Consider the following 16852-nt stretch of genomic DNA (forward strand, 5'->3'; position numbering starts at 1 on the left):
GATGAGAAGTGATACAGTTACAAAAGGAAAACAGCAGGCACCGCACCGGTCATTGTTTAATGCACTGGGGCTTACAGAAGAAGAGATGAACCGTCCGCTGGTCGGTATCGTCAGTTCTTATAATGAGATCGTTCCGGGACATATGAACCTGGATAAAATTGTAAATGCGGTAAAGCAGGGGGTTGCCATGGCAGGCGGAACACCGATCATGTTTCCTGCAATTGCGGTATGCGATGGAATTGCAATGGGACATATCGGAATGAAATATTCTCTGGTAACCAGAGATCTGATCGCAGATTCTACAGAGGCGATGGCAATGGCACATCAGTTTGATGCCCTCGTTATGGTTCCGAACTGTGATAAGAATGTACCGGGACTTTTGATGGCGGCAGCAAGAATAAACGTTCCGACTATATTTGTAAGCGGCGGTCCGATGCTTGCAGGTCATGTCATGGGACAGAAGAGAAGTCTTTCCAGCATGTTTGAAGCGGTAGGAGCCAATGCGGCAGGGACATTGTCTGATGAAGGATTATGTGAATTTGAGAATAAGGTATGTCCGACCTGCGGATCCTGCTCCGGTATGTATACAGCAAACAGCATGAACTGTCTGACAGAAGTACTTGGTATGGGACTTCGCGGAAATGGTACGATCCCGGCTGTATATTCTGAGAGAATACGTCTTGCCAAGAAGGCAGGTATGAAGGTCATGGAACTTCTGGAGAAGAATATCCGTCCGAGAGATATCATGACAGAAGATGCGATTCTGAACGCATTGACCGTGGATATGGCACTGGGATGTTCTACAAACAGTATGCTTCATCTCCCGGCAATCGCACATGAGATCGGTATGGATTTTGAGATTGATTTTGCAAATGGTATCAGTGAAAAGACACCGAATCTCTGTCATCTGGCACCGGCCGGCCCGACTTATATGGAAGATCTGAATGAGGCAGGCGGTGTATATGCTGTGATGAATGAGCTGAATAAAAAGGGTCTTCTTCACACAGACTGCATGACAGTAACAGGAAAGACGGTTGGTGAAAATATCAGGGATGCAGTGAACAAGAATCCGGAAGTTATTCGTCCGATCGACAATCCATACAGCCAGACAGGCGGTCTTGCCGTACTGAAGGGCAATCTTGCGCCGGATGGAAGTGTAGTAAAACGTTCCGCGGTTGTTCCGGAGATGCTGGTACATGAAGGACCGGCAAGAGTGTTTGAATGTGAAGAGGATGCAATTGATGCAATCAAGGGCGGCAAGATCGTTGCCGGAGATGTCGTTGTAATCCGTTATGAAGGACCTAAGGGTGGACCGGGTATGCGTGAAATGCTGAATCCGACCTCTGCGATAGCAGGTATGGGACTTGGTTCCAGCGTTGCACTGATCACAGACGGACGTTTTAGTGGAGCGTCCAGAGGAGCATCCATCGGACATGTATCACCGGAGGCGGCAGTAGGCGGACCGATCGCTCTGGTTGAAGAGGGAGATATCATTAAGATTGATATTCCAAACATGAAACTTGAATTGGATGTATCAGAGGAAGAACTTGCAAGAAGAAAAGAAGCATGGCAGCCAAGAGAGCCAAAGGTTACAACCGGATATCTTGCAAGATACGCATCCATGGTGACTTCAGGCAACAGAGGAGCAATTCTGGAAATACCAAAAGTTAAATAATAGTATAATAGAACAGGGGAACAAGAGAAAATGCAGTTAACAGGAGCAGAAATCGTGATCGAATGCCTGAAAGAACAAGGCGTAGATACTGTATTTGGGTATCCGGGCGGCGCGATTTTAAATGTATATGATGAGTTATATAAACACAGCGATGAGATCACACATATCCTGACCTCACACGAGCAGGGTGCATCTCATGCAGCAGACGGTTATGCAAGGGCAACCGGTAAGGTAGGTGTATGTTTCGCGACCAGTGGTCCGGGAGCAACAAATCTGGTTACCGGAATTGCGACCGCATATATGGATTCCATTCCGATTGTTGCTATCACGTGTAATGTAGGTGTCTCTCTTCTTGGCAAGGACAGTTTTCAGGAGATTGATATTGCCGGAATTACGATGCCGATCACGAAGCATAACTTTATTGTAAAAGATGTAAAACAGCTGGCGGACACGATCCGTAAGGCTTTTGTGATTGCAAAAAAGGGAAGACCGGGTCCGGTTCTGATCGATATTCCAAAGGATGTAACTGCTAATAAGGCAGAGTATCGGAAAGCAGAGATACAGCCGGTATGTCCACGGAAAGATGTATGTCAGGAGGATATCCAGACGGCACTTCGGATGATTCGCAAAGCAAAAAAACCATACATATTTGTGGGCGGAGGAGCTGTACTTTCCGGTGCAAGTGAAGAACTCTATACATTTGTGAAGAAGGTGGATGCACCGGTGACCGATTCCCTGATGGGAAAAGGAGCATTTCCGGGAGATGATCCGCTGTATACAGGTATGCTTGGCATGCACGGAACCAAGACTTCCAACTACGGAGTCAGTGAATGCGACCTGCTGATCGTAGTCGGTGCGAGATTCAGTGACCGCGTGACCGGCAATGCGAAGAAATTTGCCAAGAACGCCAAGATCCTTCAGATTGATGTGGATCCGGCAGAGATGAATAAAAATGTGATCATTACAGACGGTGTTGTCGGTGACATCAAAGTAGTACTGGGCATTCTGAATCAGGAACTGGAGCAGCTGAATCATTCTGAGTGGATCGAAAAGATCATGGAATACAAAGAAAGATATCCGCTGTCTTACCATCCGGATGTTCTGACAGGACCATATATTGTAGAGGAGATCTATCGTCAGACAGAAGGTGAGGCGATTATCGTAACTGAGGTTGGACAGCATCAGATGTGGGCCGCACAGTATTATAAATATACAAAACCAAGAACATTCCTGACATCAGGCGGACTTGGAACCATGGGATACGGACTTGGCGCATCCCTTGGGGCAAAAGTCGGAAAGCCGGATAAGACGGTTGTAAATATAGCAGGTGACGGATGTTTCCGTATGAATATGAATGAGATTGCTACCGCAGTACGCCATAATATTCCAGTCATTCAGGTAGTAATCAATAATCATGTACTTGGAATGGTTCGCCAGTGGCAGAATCTTTTCTACGGACAGCGTTACTCGGCAACGGTACTCAATGACGCGGTGGACTTTGTAAAACTTGCAGAGGCTATGGGAGCAGAGGGTATCCGTGTTACAACACAGGAAGAGTTCAGGGATGCATTTTCCAGAGCACTTACACTGGGAAGGCCTGTTGTCATTGACTGTCAGATCGACTGTGATGACAAGGTATGGCCGATGGTTGCACCAGGCGCACCAATCAATGAAGCATTTGATGAAAAAGACCTGGAAGACAGAAAGTAAATACGACGAAGGGAATTGGAGGAACAACTATGAGCAGAGTGTACAATTTTTCAGCAGGACCGGCGGTATTGCCGGAGGAAGTATTAAGAGAAGCGGCAGAGGAGATGTTAGATTACAACGGAACTGGCATGTCGGTAATGGAAATGAGTCACCGCTCGCAGGCGTTCAAGGAGATTATTGAGACAGCAGAAGCCGATATCCGTGATCTGATGAATATTCCGGATAATTATAAAGTATTATTCTTACAGGGTGGAGCATCTCAGCAATTTGCTATGATTCCGATGAACCTTATGAAGAATGGCGTGGCAGACTATATTGTTACAGGACAATGGGCAAAAAAGGCTGCAGCCGAAGCAGAAAAGTATGGAAAAGTAAACATTCTGGCGTCTTCTGCAGATAAGACATTTTCTTATATTCCGGATTGTTCTGATCTTCCGGTATCTGAAGATGCAGATTATGTTTACATCTGTGAAAATAATACAATTTATGGTACGAAGTACAAAGAACTTCCTAATACTAAGGGAAAGACACTGGTGGCAGACGTATCTTCCTGCTTCCTGTCTGAACCGATCGATGTCAGCAAATATGGTGTTGTATACGGAGGAGTACAGAAAAATGTAGGTCCTGCAGGAACGGTTATCGTGATCATCCGAGAGGATCTGATTACGGACGATGTTCTTCCGTGTACACCGACCATGTTAAAATATAAGACGCATGCGGATGCCGGATCTTTATATAATACACCGCCGGCATATGGAATCTATATCTGTGGCAAAGTGTTCAAATGGCTGAAAAAGCAGGGTGGTCTTGCTGTTATGAAAGTAAAAAATGAACAGAAGGCCAAGATTCTTTATGATTTCCTTGATCAGAGCAGGCTGTTTAAAGGAACTGTGGTTCCAAAGGATCGTTCACTGATGAATGTTCCGTTTGTAACCGGAGATGCAGATCTGGATGCAAAATTTGTAAAAGAAGCAAAAGCAGCCGGACTGGAAAACCTTAAGGGACATCGCTCTGTAGGCGGTATGCGTGCAAGTATTTATAACGCTATGCCGATCGAAGGTGTGGAAAAGCTGGTTGAATTTATGAAGAAGTTTGAAGAGGAGAATTTATAATCATGTATAAGTATCATTGCCTGAATCCAATCTCCGGCGTAGGATTGGAAGAATTTACAGAAAATTACGCTCCGGTAAGTACACCGGACACTGCCGATGCAATTCTTGTCAGAAGTGCAGCCATGCATGACATGGAGTTTGCGCCGGAACTGAAGGCTGTTGCAAGAGCCGGAGCCGGTGTGAATAATATTCCACTGGAAAAATGTGCAGAGCAGGGGATTGTTGTATTTAATACACCAGGCGCCAATGCCAATGGTGTAAAAGAACTGGTAATTGCCGGTATGCTTCTTGCGTCCAGAGATATCATTGGCGGTATCAGCTGGGTTCAGGAGAATGAAGAAGACGGCAATATTGCCAAGGATGCAGAAAAAGCTAAAAAAGCGTTTGCAGGATGTGAATTACAGGGAAAGAAGCTGGGAGTTATTGGTCTTGGTGCAATCGGTGTACTGGTTGCCAATGCTGCAGATCATCTGGGAATGGATGTCTATGGCTATGATCCGTACGTATCTGTAGATTCTGCATGGAGACTTTCCAGAAATGTTCACCATGCAACGAATGTGGATGAATTATATGAGCAGTGTGATTATATTACTGTACATGTTCCTGCACTTGACAGTACAAAAGGTATGATCAGCCGGGATGCCATCGGTCTCATGAAGAAAGGTGTGGTTGTCCTGAACTTTGCCAGAAATGTACTTGTGGATGAGGAAGCTATGGTTGATGCACTGGTATCCGGACATGTAAAACATTATGTAACGGATTTCCCGACACCGGAGATTGCCGGTGTAAAAGGGGCAATCGTAATTCCGCATCTTGGAGCATCAACAGAAGAGTCAGAGGATAACTGTGCGAAGATGGCAGTAAAAGAGCTGATGAACTATCTGGAGAACGGCAATATTAAGAATTCGGTTAATTATCCGGATTGTGATATGGGACTTCGCGGCAACAATACGAGAATCCTTCTTTTGCATCATAACGTTCCAAACATGATCGGTCAGTTTACAAAGATCCTTGCAAGAGATAATATGAATATTGCAGACCTTACGAATAAGAGCAAAGGAAAATATGCTTATACTATGATTGATGTTGACTCAGAAGTACCGGAGGGTGTTGCAGAGGAATTGCGGCAAGTGAACAATGTATTAAGAGTCCGTGTCATTTCTTAATTCAAAATTAATATATTTGTAAGAATACCTTAATTGCCTAATTAGTTGAAAGAGTGTATGCTATCCTACATAGAAGAATTACATCATGGTGATACGAGTGCAGGGGTGATATACATATGACTAATAAGCAAGAGGGGATTGCAAGACATAAAAAAAGCCGGAAAAGAGTAAGAACCGTGAAAAGAGTTCTTGCTCTTTTGCTTATTTTATGTGCAGTTTTGATTATGAAAAAAGAAATACGTATTCTGATGGATCGTGCTGTTCAACTTACGATCGTGGTTCAGGATCAGGAAATCATTCAGGGAGAAGATGTTCCGCAGATGCAGATAAAGATCCATGCGGAATCAAGAAGAAAGAAGCCGGATCAGATCTTTCTGGATAAGGAAAAGACGTATTCAGTACAGAATCTGATAGAGGATCTTGAGAGTGGAGAGGGATGTACGATCATATGTAATGCAGATGCCACACAGGAGGGAATATATCCGATCAAAGTAGAGCTGGATAAAAAGATTACAGAAAAGCTGGACGATGAATGGAAAAGAAAAGTACGTTTTTATGTGAAAAGCGGCAACCTTACCGTGAAGAATCCAGTGGGTAACTGGGAAGGTAATAAATTTCGCAAATATGATGGTACTTACATGAAAAATGGTTTTGTAAATTCCAAAGGAAAACAGTATTATCTGAATGAAGAAGGAATCAAAGCTACCGGATGGCAGATGATTGGTGAGAAGAAATATCTGTTTGATGAGAATGGAGTGCTTCAGACGTCAAAATGGGTACAGGATGATAATTACAGTTACTATCTGAGTGAGTCCGGAGCTGCAGTCACAGGATGGATGACAATGGATGACTCGGAGTATTTCTTCCATCAAGACGGAAGAATGTCGACAGGTAAGGTGCAGATTGGCCTTGCTGAATGTGTATTTGATGAAAATGGAAAACTGCTGTCCAGAGGAGAAAAACGGGTGGATCCGTCAAGACCTATGGTTGCACTGACTTTTGATGACGGACCGGGATCCAGAACGGGGGATCTTCTGGAGGCATTAAAACAGTATAATGCGCATGCAACATTTTTTATGCTGGGAAAAAATGTAGCGTCTTATCCGGATACTGTAAGGAGAATGAAAGAATATGGATGTGAGACTGGCAACCATTCCTATGAACATGCGAATCTTTCTAAAATGAGTGGAGATGATATCCGAAAAGATCTTGCACAGGCAGATCAGAACATAAAAAATGTAACGGGAATCAAGGCGCCTGTGATGCGTCCGCCGTATGGTGCAGTCAGCGATGCCCTGCGTGAAAATGCGGAAAAACCAATGATCCTGTGGAATATTGACACACTTGACTGGAAGACCAGAAATGTGCAGCAGACGGTAGATAACGTGATGAATGATGTGAAAGATGGTGATATCATCCTGATGCATGATATCTATAAAGAGACGATTGATGCGGCACTGGAACTGATCCCGAAGCTTGAACAGGAAGGATATCAGCTGGTAACTGTATCTGAGCTTGCACAGGCAAAAGGGCAGATACTGGAAAATGGAAAGGTATATACAGATTTTTAAAACAGAATATGATTATCCTGCTATATGCAATTGCCACAAGAATGCTTCGATGCTTACTCGCTTATCTCAGCTTTTCTTGTGGCAATTATAAAATTACGGATTATATGTGATTGTATTTCGGCAGCCCATTCTGTCACAAGCTGTAAGTTATGCTTTGTGTGACTCCAGTAATTGATGGATCTTCTTGGTCGGGTCAAGAACCTGTCCAATGGTAATATCATGGTTAAATGAATCGATGATCAGAGCGATAAATTTACTCATATCTGCAACAACAAAATATGGTTTTTCCTTTGTTACCGGCGGCAGATAGGTAAGATTCGTCGTAATGACACGATCGATGTAACCCTTATTATAAAAGTCATCAAATTTTTCGAATCCTTCTGTAAATAATCCGAAGCAGGTGCAGACAAATACACGGTTTGCACCACGTTCTTTGATCTGTTTTGCGACATCCAGCATACTTTCACCGGAAGAGATCATGTCATCTACGATGATGACATCTTTTCCGTCAATACGATCTCCCAGAAATTCGTGTGCTACGATCGGATTCTTGCCATTTACTACGGTTGAGTAATCTCTGCGTTTGTAGAACATACCCATATTAACCCCAAGCACATTTGAAAAGTATACGGCACGATGCATAGCGCCTTCATCAGGACTTACGATCATCAGATGATCTTTGTCAACTTTAAGATCCGGCTCAGCCCGCAACAGAGCTTTCATGAACTGATAAGGCGGATTAAAATTGTCGAATCCATGCAATGGAATGGAATTCTGAACACGTGGATCATGAGCATCGAAAGTAATAATATTGCTGACACCCATTTCTACGAGTTCCTGAAGTGCCAGTGCTGAGTCAAGGGACTCTCTCTTTGTACGTTTGTGCTGGCGGCTCTCATACAGGAATGGCATAATTACATTCAGACGGTGCGGTTTTCCGTTTGCCGCTGATATGATACGTTTCAGATCCTGGAAGTGGTCATCCGGAGACATGTGATTCAAGTGGCCGTTGACAGTGTAAGTCAGGCTGTAGTTGCATACATCAACCATAACAAAGAGGTCGGTTCCCCGGATCGATTCCTTCAGTAGTCCTTTGGCTTCCCCGGAGCCAAAACGTGGACAGGGACATTCGATCAGATAGTTGTCTCGCTGATAGTTGTAGTAAAGCGGGGAATCCAGGGATTCTTTCAATGTATCTTGTCTGAACCGGACAATATAATCATTTACTTTTTCCCCAAGCTCCCGGCAGGATTCCAGTGCCGCAATCTTAAGCGGAGCTACCGGAAGCGCTGATTCCATTAATTTGATATTTGGCATGATACAATCTCCTGTTTCGTTCGTATTTATAACATCCATAATTATTTATATCACTTTTTCTATAAAAAGGTCAACTACTGATTGAACTATTTGGGAAAGGTAATGTATAATAAGAGAGTTGAAGGAAAAAGAAACAGTAGAAATAGAGGAGAGTTAAAATGAGTAAACCAGTAGTTGCTATTGTGGGCAGACCAAATGTAGGAAAGTCTACCCTTTTTAATGTACTGGCCGGTGAGATGATATCCATAGTGAAAGATACTCCGGGCGTGACCCGGGATCGTATCTATGCAGATGTTTCCTGGCTGGATAAAGAATTTACCCTGATTGACACAGGAGGTATTGAACCGGAGAGTAATGATATCATCCTGTCACAGATGAGGGAGCAGGCACAGATCGCGATCGATACTGCGGATGTCATTATCTTTATTACAGATGTGAGACAGGGAATGGTGGATGCAGATTCCAAGGTAGCGGACATGCTCAGACGTTCCGGAAAACCGGTTGTTCTTACCGTGAATAAAGTAGATAATTTTGATAAATTTATGCCGGATGTATATGAATTCTATAATCTGGGAATTGGTGATCCTTCACCGATCTCAGCTTCTTCAAGACTTGGAATCGGTGATATGCTCGACCGCGTGATCGAGTATTTTCCGGAGCACACAGGTGAAGGCGAAGAAGATGAGCGTCCGCGTGTTGCAATCGTAGGAAAGCCGAATGTAGGAAAATCTTCTATTATCAATAAGCTTCTGGGTGAGCAGAGAGTCATCGTGTCAGATATTGCAGGAACGACCAGAGATGCGATCGATACAGATATCGTACACGATGGAAAAGAATATGTATTTATCGATACGGCAGGACTCAGAAGAAAGAACAAGATCAAGGAAGAACTGGAGCGTTACAGTATCATACGTACGGTGACGGCTGTGGAACGTGCAGACGTGGTTCTTGTGGTGATTGATGCGACGCAGGGTGTGACCGAACAGGATGCAAAGATTGCCGGAATTGCCCATGAACGTGGAAAGGGCATCATTGTTGTGGTGAATAAATGGGATGCCATTGAGAAGAACGATAAGACGATGCGTGAATATGAGAATGAGGTTCGTCGTGTACTTTCGTTTATGCCGTATGCGGAGATTATGTATGTTTCTGCCGAAACAGGACAGCGTCTGAACAGATTATATGATATGATAGATATGGTGATTGAGAACCAGACAATGAGGGTGGCGACCGGTGTACTGAATGAGATCATGACAGAGGCTGTGGCTATGCAGCAGCCGCCTTCAGACAAGGGAAAGAGACTGAAACTGTTCTACATTACGCAGGTAGCGGTTAAGCCGCCTTCATTTGTAATATTTGTAAATGATAAAGAACTGATGCATTTTTCATACACCAGATATCTGGAAAATAAGATCCGTGAGGCATTTGGGTTCAGAGGAACAGCGCTGAAGTTCTTTATACGGGAGAGAAAGGAAAAGGATAGCTAGATATGGAACGTCTGATATGTGTGATAATTGGATATGCATTTGGACTGATACAGACCGGTTATATCTATGGAAAAAGACAGGGAGTCGATATTCGAAAAACAGGAAGCGGAAATGCGGGAACTACGAATGCGCTTCGAACGATGGGGTGGAAGGCCGGACTGGTCACATTTCTCGGTGACTGTTTTAAGTGCGTATTTGCTGTAGTACTTGTACACCTGATCTATGGGAAGAGCCATCCGGATATGATTCCTATGCTTTCCATGTATGCGGGAATGGGAGCAGTGCTTGGGCATAATTATCCATTTTACCTGAAGTTTAAAGGTGGTAAGGGAATTGCTGCGACGGCCGGTCTGATCGTCAGTACGACGAACATATGGATTGTACTGATCTGTCTGGCAGTGTTTGTCGGAATCGTAGGAGTGACCAGATATGTGTCTCTTGGTTCTCTTGCGGTTGTGATCATCTATCTGGTGAGTGTGATTGTATATGGCCGGATGGGGGGATTTGGCATTACGAATGCAGGATATCTGTATGAAATGTATGCAATCGCTGCATTTCTGATGGTATCTGCATTCTATAAGCATAAAGAGAATATAAAAAGACTTTTATCCGGCACAGAGAATAAGATCAGTGTTGGGAAAGGTAAATAAAGAAAGGAAAGAATGATTATGGCAAATGTAGGCATTATGGGAGCAGGCAGCTGGGGAACTGCACTGGCGCTATTGCTTCACAAGAACAATCATCAGGTAACCGTATGGTCTATCAGTGAGGATGAAGTCCGTATGCTTTCAGAAAAGAGGGAACATACCAGCAAGCTTCCGGGAGTAAAGCTTCCGGAGGACATGGAATTTACCTCAGACATGGAAGCAGCAATTCAGGGAAAGGACTTTATTGTGCTGGCAGTACCGTCACCATATACAAGGAGCACTGCCCGCAATATGAAGCCGTATGTTGCAGACGGACAGATTATTGTTGATGTGGCAAAAGGAATTGAAGAAGATACATTAATGACTCTGTCACAGCAGATCAAAGAAGAGATTCCGCATGCAGATGTGGCTGTGCTGTCAGGACCAAGCCATGCAGAAGAAGTAGGCCGGGGTCTTCCGACGACAGTATGTATCGGAGCAACCACAGAAAAGACTGCAAAATATCTGCAGGAGATGTTTATGAATGAAGTGTTCCGTGTGTATATCAGCCCGGACATGCTGGGTATGGAGCTTGGCGGAAGCCTGAAAAATGTTATCGCACTTGCAGCAGGTATTGCAGACGGAATGGGGTATGGAGACAATACAAAAGCGGCTCTGATCACCAGAGGAATCGCAGAGATTGCAAGACTCGGTGTGAAGATGGGCGGAGCGATTGAAACATTCAGCGGTCTTACCGGAATCGGAGACCTGATCGTTACATGTGCCAGCGTTCACAGTCGAAACCGAAAAGCCGGCTACCTGATGGGGCAGGGGAAATCCATGCAGGAGGCGATGGATGAAGTTCAGATGGTGGTAGAAGGCGTATATTCTGCGAAGGCTGCCGCAAAACTTGGAAAGAAATATGGTGTGGCAATGCCGATCATTGACAAAGTAAATGAAATCCTCTTTGAAGGAAAGGATCCTAAGGAAGCAGTGAATGAACTGATGCTTCGTGACAGTAAAGCGGAGCATACAGCTCTTCCGTGGAAAGAATAGATCTCAAAGGGACTGTTATTATTAACAGTCCCTTTTTAAGTCTGAATTTACAGATCTGCATGTTCTTTAACATATTTAATGAAATCTAATATAACCGGAGGCTGGTAAATATCTTTTAAAGTTGCCATGTAGAAAAGACGTTCCCAGGAGGGGGTAGTGATTCCAATCTTTTTTACAGGCATATATTCCAGTAACGGCATATCCGGGATAATTGCAATTCCGAATCCGGCGCTGACGAGTCCGGCAATTCCCTGGTCTTCTTCCATGGAATACGCAATTGGAGGATATCCTCCGCACTTCATAAACAGCTGATCAATGATCTGACGAAGCTCGCAGCCTTTCGAAAATACGATCTGTGGATATTCAAGTGTATCCTTTAATTCGATGGTTTGATATCTTTCAAGAGGATGTCCGTTCGGTACGATCAGAACCAATTTCTGTCGAACGATAGGAACAAAGTCAATCAATGGTTCGTTCTCCATCAAGGAACAAAATGCAATGTCATATTTGCGGTCTTTTAATCCCTGTATCATGTCGGTTGTAACACCTGTGGAGCTATGAAAATAGAAATCAATTTTTTTCTCCGGCCTGGAGTCAAGAAATCCTTTGATGTAGTTCGGAACAACGGCACTGCTAAGTGTACGAAGTTCAACAATATCTATACGGCCTTCTCCGTTTCCGGTCATTTGAAGTTTACTGACGCTTGAATCCAGCATGCTTAACGCCTGTTCAACGTCTTTGAGAAATGCCTGTCCACATTTGGTAAGTGCAACATTCCGTCCATCTTTTTCGAAAAGCTTAACCCCAAGTTCCTTTTCGAGAGAAGCAATCGCATGGCTCAAACTCGGCTGCGTGATTGCAAGAATCTCTGCAGCCTTTGTATAGTGCTCGAGATGGGCCAATGTCACAAAATATCTCAAATGATACAGATTCATATATCCGGCCCCCTTTCTTCAATTGTTGTAATTATATACATTATATTAACATGAACATCAAATAATTTCCTATGAATAAAATCTATAGATTATTATATCCGAAAATCAGTTCTAAGGGCTGGAAATTACTGCATATATTCTAACAGTACATGCGGAAGGGGAAGAAATATGGACAATTTTGATTTATACAAAGACATAAAGGCAAGAACAAACGGGGAGATCTATATCGGAGTAGTTGGTCCTGTCAGAACAGGAAAATCTACATTCATCAAAAGATTTATGGATGTACTTGTAGTACCGCATATGCAGGATGAACATGCAAAAGAACGCACAAGAGATGAGCTTCCACAGTCTGCCTCCGGAAGAACGATCATGACGACAGAACCGAAGTTTATTCCCAAGGAAGCTGCACAGATTACGCTGTCGGAGGATGTGACAGTGAAGATCCGGCTGATCGATTGTGTGGGATACATGGTCGAAGGCGCTTCCGGGCACGAAGAAGACGGAGAAGAACGAATGGTAAAGACGCCCTGGTTCGAATATGAAATTCCGTTTACGAAAGCGGCCGGAATCGGAACCCGCAAGGTGATTCATGACCATTCAACGATCGGAATCGTCATTACAACGGATGGAAGTATTACCGATATTCCAAGAGAAAACTATAAGGAAGGAGAGGGAAAAACAATCCGGGAGCTCCAGAGCATCGGAAAGCCATTTGTTGTATTGGTGAATTCCCAAAAGCCATATGGAGAAGAGGCAAGAAAGGTATCTCAGGAGCTGGAGCAGCAATATGGTGTGAAGGCAATGCCTGTAAACTGTGAACAGCTGAAAGAAGAAGACATCTACCGGATCATAGAAGCGGTACTGTATGAATTCCCGGTGTCTGAAGTGCAGTTCTATATTCCCAAATGGGCGGAGATGCTTTCACGTTCTCACAGGATCAAACAGGATCTGCTGGTACATATCCGGGAACTGATGGATCGTTTCCGGGAAATCAAAGATGCGGTGAAAGGAATAGAAGTTCCGGAAAGTCCTTATATCGAGGACATGAAGGTGGAGAAGGTTGAGATGGATACCGGATGTGTGAAGATCCGGATCAATGTTGCTGAAAGGTATTATTACGAGATGTTGAGCGAGATGACAGGAACACCGATCGGGGGACAGTATGAACTGATCACGGTAATGAAAGATCTGTCAAAGCTGAAGATGGAATACGAAGGAGTCCGGGACGCTTTTACAGCAGTTCGAATGAAAGGATACGGAGTAGTAAGCCCACGAAAAGAGGAGATCACGCTGGAGGAGCCGGTAGTGATCCGACAGGGAAATAAATTCGGTGTTAAAATTCATTCAGAGGCGCCATCCATACATCTGATTCGGGCCAATATTGAGACAGAGATTGCACCCATCGTAGGAAATGAACAGCAGGCAAATGATCTGATACAGTATATTAAAGATGCAAAAGACAGGGACGGCGGCATATGGGGAACCAGTATCTTTGGAAAGTCCATTGAAGAACTGGTCATGGATGGCATGCAGAGTAAGATGGCGATGATCAATGAAGAGAGCCAGGTGAAATTGCAGGATACTATGCAGAAGATTGTCAATGACAGCAACGGCGGTCTGGTATGCATTATTATATAAATGTGAAAAAATAAACAAATTTTGAAATAAGTATTGAATTTCCAGATGCTTTGTGTTTATAATAGGCACATGACAATGAGGTCGCATGATAGAATGTGGCCTCTTTTCTTTTTGAGAAAATGTCAGTGATATCAAATGAAAGGGTGACTATAAGATGAAAGACTACACATTTAAAGTGCCACAGGACATTGTATTTGGAATGGGTTCTTTAAAAAGACTGCCGGAATTACTTGAAAAAAGTGGTTCAAAAAAGATGATGATTGTGTCCGACCGGGGACTGGAAAAACTGGGAGTGGTTCAAAAAGTAACAGATATTGTTGAAGCAGAAGGAATTGAGACTTGCAGTTTCCTTGATATTCTTCCGAATCCTACGGTTGATATGGTAGATGAAGCAACAAAGGTATATAAGGAATCCGGTGCAACCAGTATTGTAGCGTTGGGTGGAGGAAGCCCTATGGACGTTGCAAAAGCAGTAGGAGTACTTGCCAGGTATGGAGGATCCATTACAGAATATGAAGGAGCGCATCTGGTTCCGGGGCCGATCGAACCAATCATTGCAATTCCAACGACGGCAGGTACAGGAAGTGAGGTTACTGCATTCTCTGTTATCACAGACATGTCCAGAAATTATAAACTGACAGTATTCAGTTATGAGCTGTTACCAAAATATGCACTTCTTGATCCGGAGATGATCATGTCCGTTCCGCCTATGGTTGCAGCATCCTGTGGAATCGATGCTCTGATCCATGCATGGGAAGCTTATACTTCTCTTGGTGCTTCTCCATTCTCAGATGCGATGGCTGAAAAAGCGATGGAACTGATCGGAGGAAATATCCGCAGATTTGTTGCGAACAGAAAAGATGAGGAAGCAGCATGTGCCATGATGTCGGGAAGCATGTTTGCGGGAATTGCATTTGCATGGGCAAGGCTTGGTAATGTGCATGCAATGTCTCATCCGGTCAGTGCATTCTTCGGAGTACAGCACGGTATTGCCAATTCTATTCTGCTGCCTGTAATCGTAGAATACAATGCACTGGCAGATCAGGGAAGATATGAAAAGATCTATAATTACATCAGTGAGGATCGGGAGCCGGTGAAAGATTTCAGACCGGAGATGCTGGTAGAAGAGATCCGAAAGCTGAATGCTTCGATCGGAATTCCAAGAACTCTTTCAGAGGTCGGAGTCACAGAAGATAAGATTCCACAGATGGCTGTCGATGCCATGAAGAGTGGGAATATTGCAGCCAATCCAAGAATGACTACGCTTAAGGACGTAGAAATGCTGTATCGTAAAGCGTTATAATCGTCAGAGAGACCGGACAGATATGTGTAAAGGATCATTATAGAGTACACTTACAGGTATTTTATAATGATCTTTTTTTGCTTTTTATTTCCTGTATGAGCAGGAAGATTGGGGAAATAGATTGACAAAGCGGCGAATTTATAATAGGGTTTATATATTCGAGAGTAAAGGAGAGATAGGAATGAGTAAAAAGATATTGAAGCAGCTGGGAATCATACTGGCACTCTGTCTTGTCGCGGAAGTGATTGCTTCCTTATTGCCGGTTACGATTCCGAGCAGTGTGATTGCAATCCTGATTCTTGCACTGCTTTTGACATGCAAAGTTTTAAAAGAGGAGCAGATAAAGGAAACCGCTGATTTTATGCTGGATAATATGGCACTTGTATTTGTTCCGATATCAGTAGGAATGATTGAAGATCTGGAACTTTTAAAGGGACAGATTGCCGGATTTCTTGTGGTTGTGTGCATTTCACTGGTGCTTACGTTTCTTGGAACATATGCTTCTGTGAGAATCGTCCAGAAGTGTATGAAATGGGCTTTGAAGAAGGGAGGAAAATCAAATGAGTAATCTATGGTCAGATCCACTGTTTGGAATTATGCTGACAGTGATTGCGTTTTATATCGGAAGTATAGTGGCAAAAAAGGTAAGATCACCGATTGCAAATCCACTTTTGATTGCAATGATCATCTGTATTCTTGTAATGAAGATCCTTCATATATCATATGAAGATTATATGGAAGGAGCACAGTTCATCTCGCTGTTCCTTGTTCCGGCAACTGCAATTCTCGGATTGTCAATCTATCGGCAGAGGAAAGTTCTTAAAGAACAGTTTCTTCCGATCGTAATAGGATGTCTGACCGGCAGTCTTTTATCGATGGCGAGTACGGTCGTTCTCTGCAAGATGCTGTCACTTCACAGTGAGATGTTGTATTCCCTGATTCCAAAGTCTGTGACGACGGCAATTGCACTTGACGTATCAGAACAGCTGGGCGGTCTTCGATCCATTACGATGATGGCGGTAATCATATGCGGTACGGGAGGTGCCATCATCCATCCTATGGTGATTCGTCTGCTGAGATTGAAAGATCCGGTAGCAACCGGAGTTGCGTTTGGAACGGCAAGCCATGCAATCGGTACATCAAAAGCACTTGAAATCGGCGAAGTGGAGGGTGCAGTCAGCGGAGTAGCGATGGGAGTAGCAGGAATCTGTACGGTAATCATTGCATTATTTCTGTAAAAGGTATAATATTAT

General features: G+C 43.7%; 14 protein-coding genes. 12 read left to right on the top strand and 2 right to left on the bottom strand.

The genetic code is table 11. From position 1 onward, the window contains the following. The first annotated feature begins 1 nt into the window (after nucleotide 1). The 5 genes from ilvD to ABE547_RS04755 all read left to right on the top strand — a co-directional run bounded on the left by ilvD (nucleotide 2) and on the right by ABE547_RS04755 (nucleotide 7234). Nucleotides 2–1675 (top strand): dihydroxy-acid dehydratase, encoded by a 1674-nt coding sequence (gene ilvD, locus ABE547_RS04735; RefSeq protein ID WP_347377678.1) that lies wholly within the window; start codon nucleotides 2–4, stop codon nucleotides 1673–1675. A gap of 30 nt (nucleotides 1676–1705) precedes the next feature. Further along, the gene (gene ilvB / locus ABE547_RS04740; RefSeq protein WP_347377679.1) at nucleotides 1706–3385 is read left to right on the top strand and encodes a biosynthetic-type acetolactate synthase large subunit; all 1680 of its coding nucleotides are present in this window, start codon (nucleotides 1706–1708) and stop codon (nucleotides 3383–3385) included. Nucleotides 3386–3414: 29 nt separating this feature from the next. Next, nucleotides 3415–4497 (top strand): 3-phosphoserine/phosphohydroxythreonine transaminase, encoded by a 1083-nt coding sequence (gene serC, locus ABE547_RS04745; RefSeq protein WP_347377680.1) that lies wholly within the window; start codon nucleotides 3415–3417, stop codon nucleotides 4495–4497. Between the two features lie 2 nt (nucleotides 4498–4499). Beyond that, nucleotides 4500–5663: a phosphoglycerate dehydrogenase gene (locus ABE547_RS04750; protein WP_347377681.1), complete on the top strand. Its 1164-nt coding sequence runs from the start codon at nucleotides 4500–4502 to the stop codon at nucleotides 5661–5663. A 116-nt stretch (nucleotides 5664–5779) separates the two neighbouring features. After that, the gene (locus tag ABE547_RS04755; protein ID WP_347377682.1) at nucleotides 5780–7234 is read left to right on the top strand and encodes a polysaccharide deacetylase family protein; all 1455 of its coding nucleotides are present in this window, start codon (nucleotides 5780–5782) and stop codon (nucleotides 7232–7234) included. A 147-nt stretch (nucleotides 7235–7381) separates the two neighbouring features. Here ABE547_RS04755 and ABE547_RS04760 read toward each other — a convergent pair whose 3' ends face one another. Continuing rightward, nucleotides 7382–8551, bottom strand: a complete 1170-nt coding sequence (locus tag ABE547_RS04760; protein WP_347377683.1) for a ribose-phosphate pyrophosphokinase — start codon at nucleotides 8549–8551, stop codon at nucleotides 7382–7384. A 158-nt stretch (nucleotides 8552–8709) separates the two neighbouring features. Here ABE547_RS04760 and der point away from each other — a divergent pair, with 158 nt between their 5' ends. From der to ABE547_RS04775, 3 genes are read left to right on the top strand one after another with little or no spacing between them, the layout of a single operon-like run. After that, a complete protein-coding gene (gene der, locus ABE547_RS04765) occupies nucleotides 8710–10038 on the top strand; it encodes a ribosome biogenesis GTPase Der (RefSeq protein ID WP_347377684.1) in 1329 nt (442 codons plus the stop codon). A 2-nt stretch (nucleotides 10039–10040) separates the two neighbouring features. After that, nucleotides 10041–10688 (top strand): glycerol-3-phosphate 1-O-acyltransferase PlsY, encoded by a 648-nt coding sequence (plsY, locus tag ABE547_RS04770; RefSeq protein WP_347377685.1) that lies wholly within the window; start codon nucleotides 10041–10043, stop codon nucleotides 10686–10688. An 18-nt stretch (nucleotides 10689–10706) separates the two neighbouring features. Next, nucleotides 10707–11720, top strand: coding sequence for an NAD(P)H-dependent glycerol-3-phosphate dehydrogenase (locus ABE547_RS04775; RefSeq protein WP_347377686.1), 1014 nt, complete (start codon nucleotides 10707–10709; stop codon nucleotides 11718–11720). 47 nt (nucleotides 11721–11767) lie between these two features. Here the strand turns inward: ABE547_RS04775 and ABE547_RS04780 are convergent, their stop codons facing one another. Then, nucleotides 11768–12655: a LysR family transcriptional regulator gene (locus ABE547_RS04780; protein WP_347377687.1), complete on the bottom strand. Its 888-nt coding sequence runs from the start codon at nucleotides 12653–12655 to the stop codon at nucleotides 11768–11770. A 168-nt stretch (nucleotides 12656–12823) separates the two neighbouring features. Between ABE547_RS04780 and spoIVA the strand changes: the two genes are divergently transcribed. The 4 genes from spoIVA to ABE547_RS04800 all read left to right on the top strand — a co-directional run bounded on the left by spoIVA (nucleotide 12824) and on the right by ABE547_RS04800 (nucleotide 16837). Next, the gene (gene spoIVA / locus ABE547_RS04785; RefSeq protein WP_347377688.1) at nucleotides 12824–14296 is read left to right on the top strand and encodes a stage IV sporulation protein A; all 1473 of its coding nucleotides are present in this window, start codon (nucleotides 12824–12826) and stop codon (nucleotides 14294–14296) included. Between the two features lie 154 nt (nucleotides 14297–14450). After that, nucleotides 14451–15599: an iron-containing alcohol dehydrogenase gene (locus ABE547_RS04790; RefSeq protein WP_347377689.1), complete on the top strand. Its 1149-nt coding sequence runs from the start codon at nucleotides 14451–14453 to the stop codon at nucleotides 15597–15599. 181 nt (nucleotides 15600–15780) lie between these two features. Further along, a complete protein-coding gene (locus ABE547_RS04795; RefSeq protein WP_347377690.1) occupies nucleotides 15781–16167 on the top strand; it encodes a CidA/LrgA family protein in 387 nt (128 codons plus the stop codon). Further along, complete coding sequence (locus ABE547_RS04800) at nucleotides 16160–16837, top strand: LrgB family protein (RefSeq protein ID WP_347377691.1); 678 nt, start codon at nucleotides 16160–16162, stop codon at nucleotides 16835–16837. Before ABE547_RS04795 ends, ABE547_RS04800 begins: the two co-directional genes overlap by 8 nt. The last annotated feature ends 15 nt before the right edge of the window (nucleotides 16838–16852 follow it).

Origin of the sequence: Dorea sp. YH-dor226 (genome assembly GCF_039832105.1) — a bacterium.
Classification (GTDB): Bacteria; Bacillota; Clostridia; order Lachnospirales; family Lachnospiraceae; genus Dorea_A.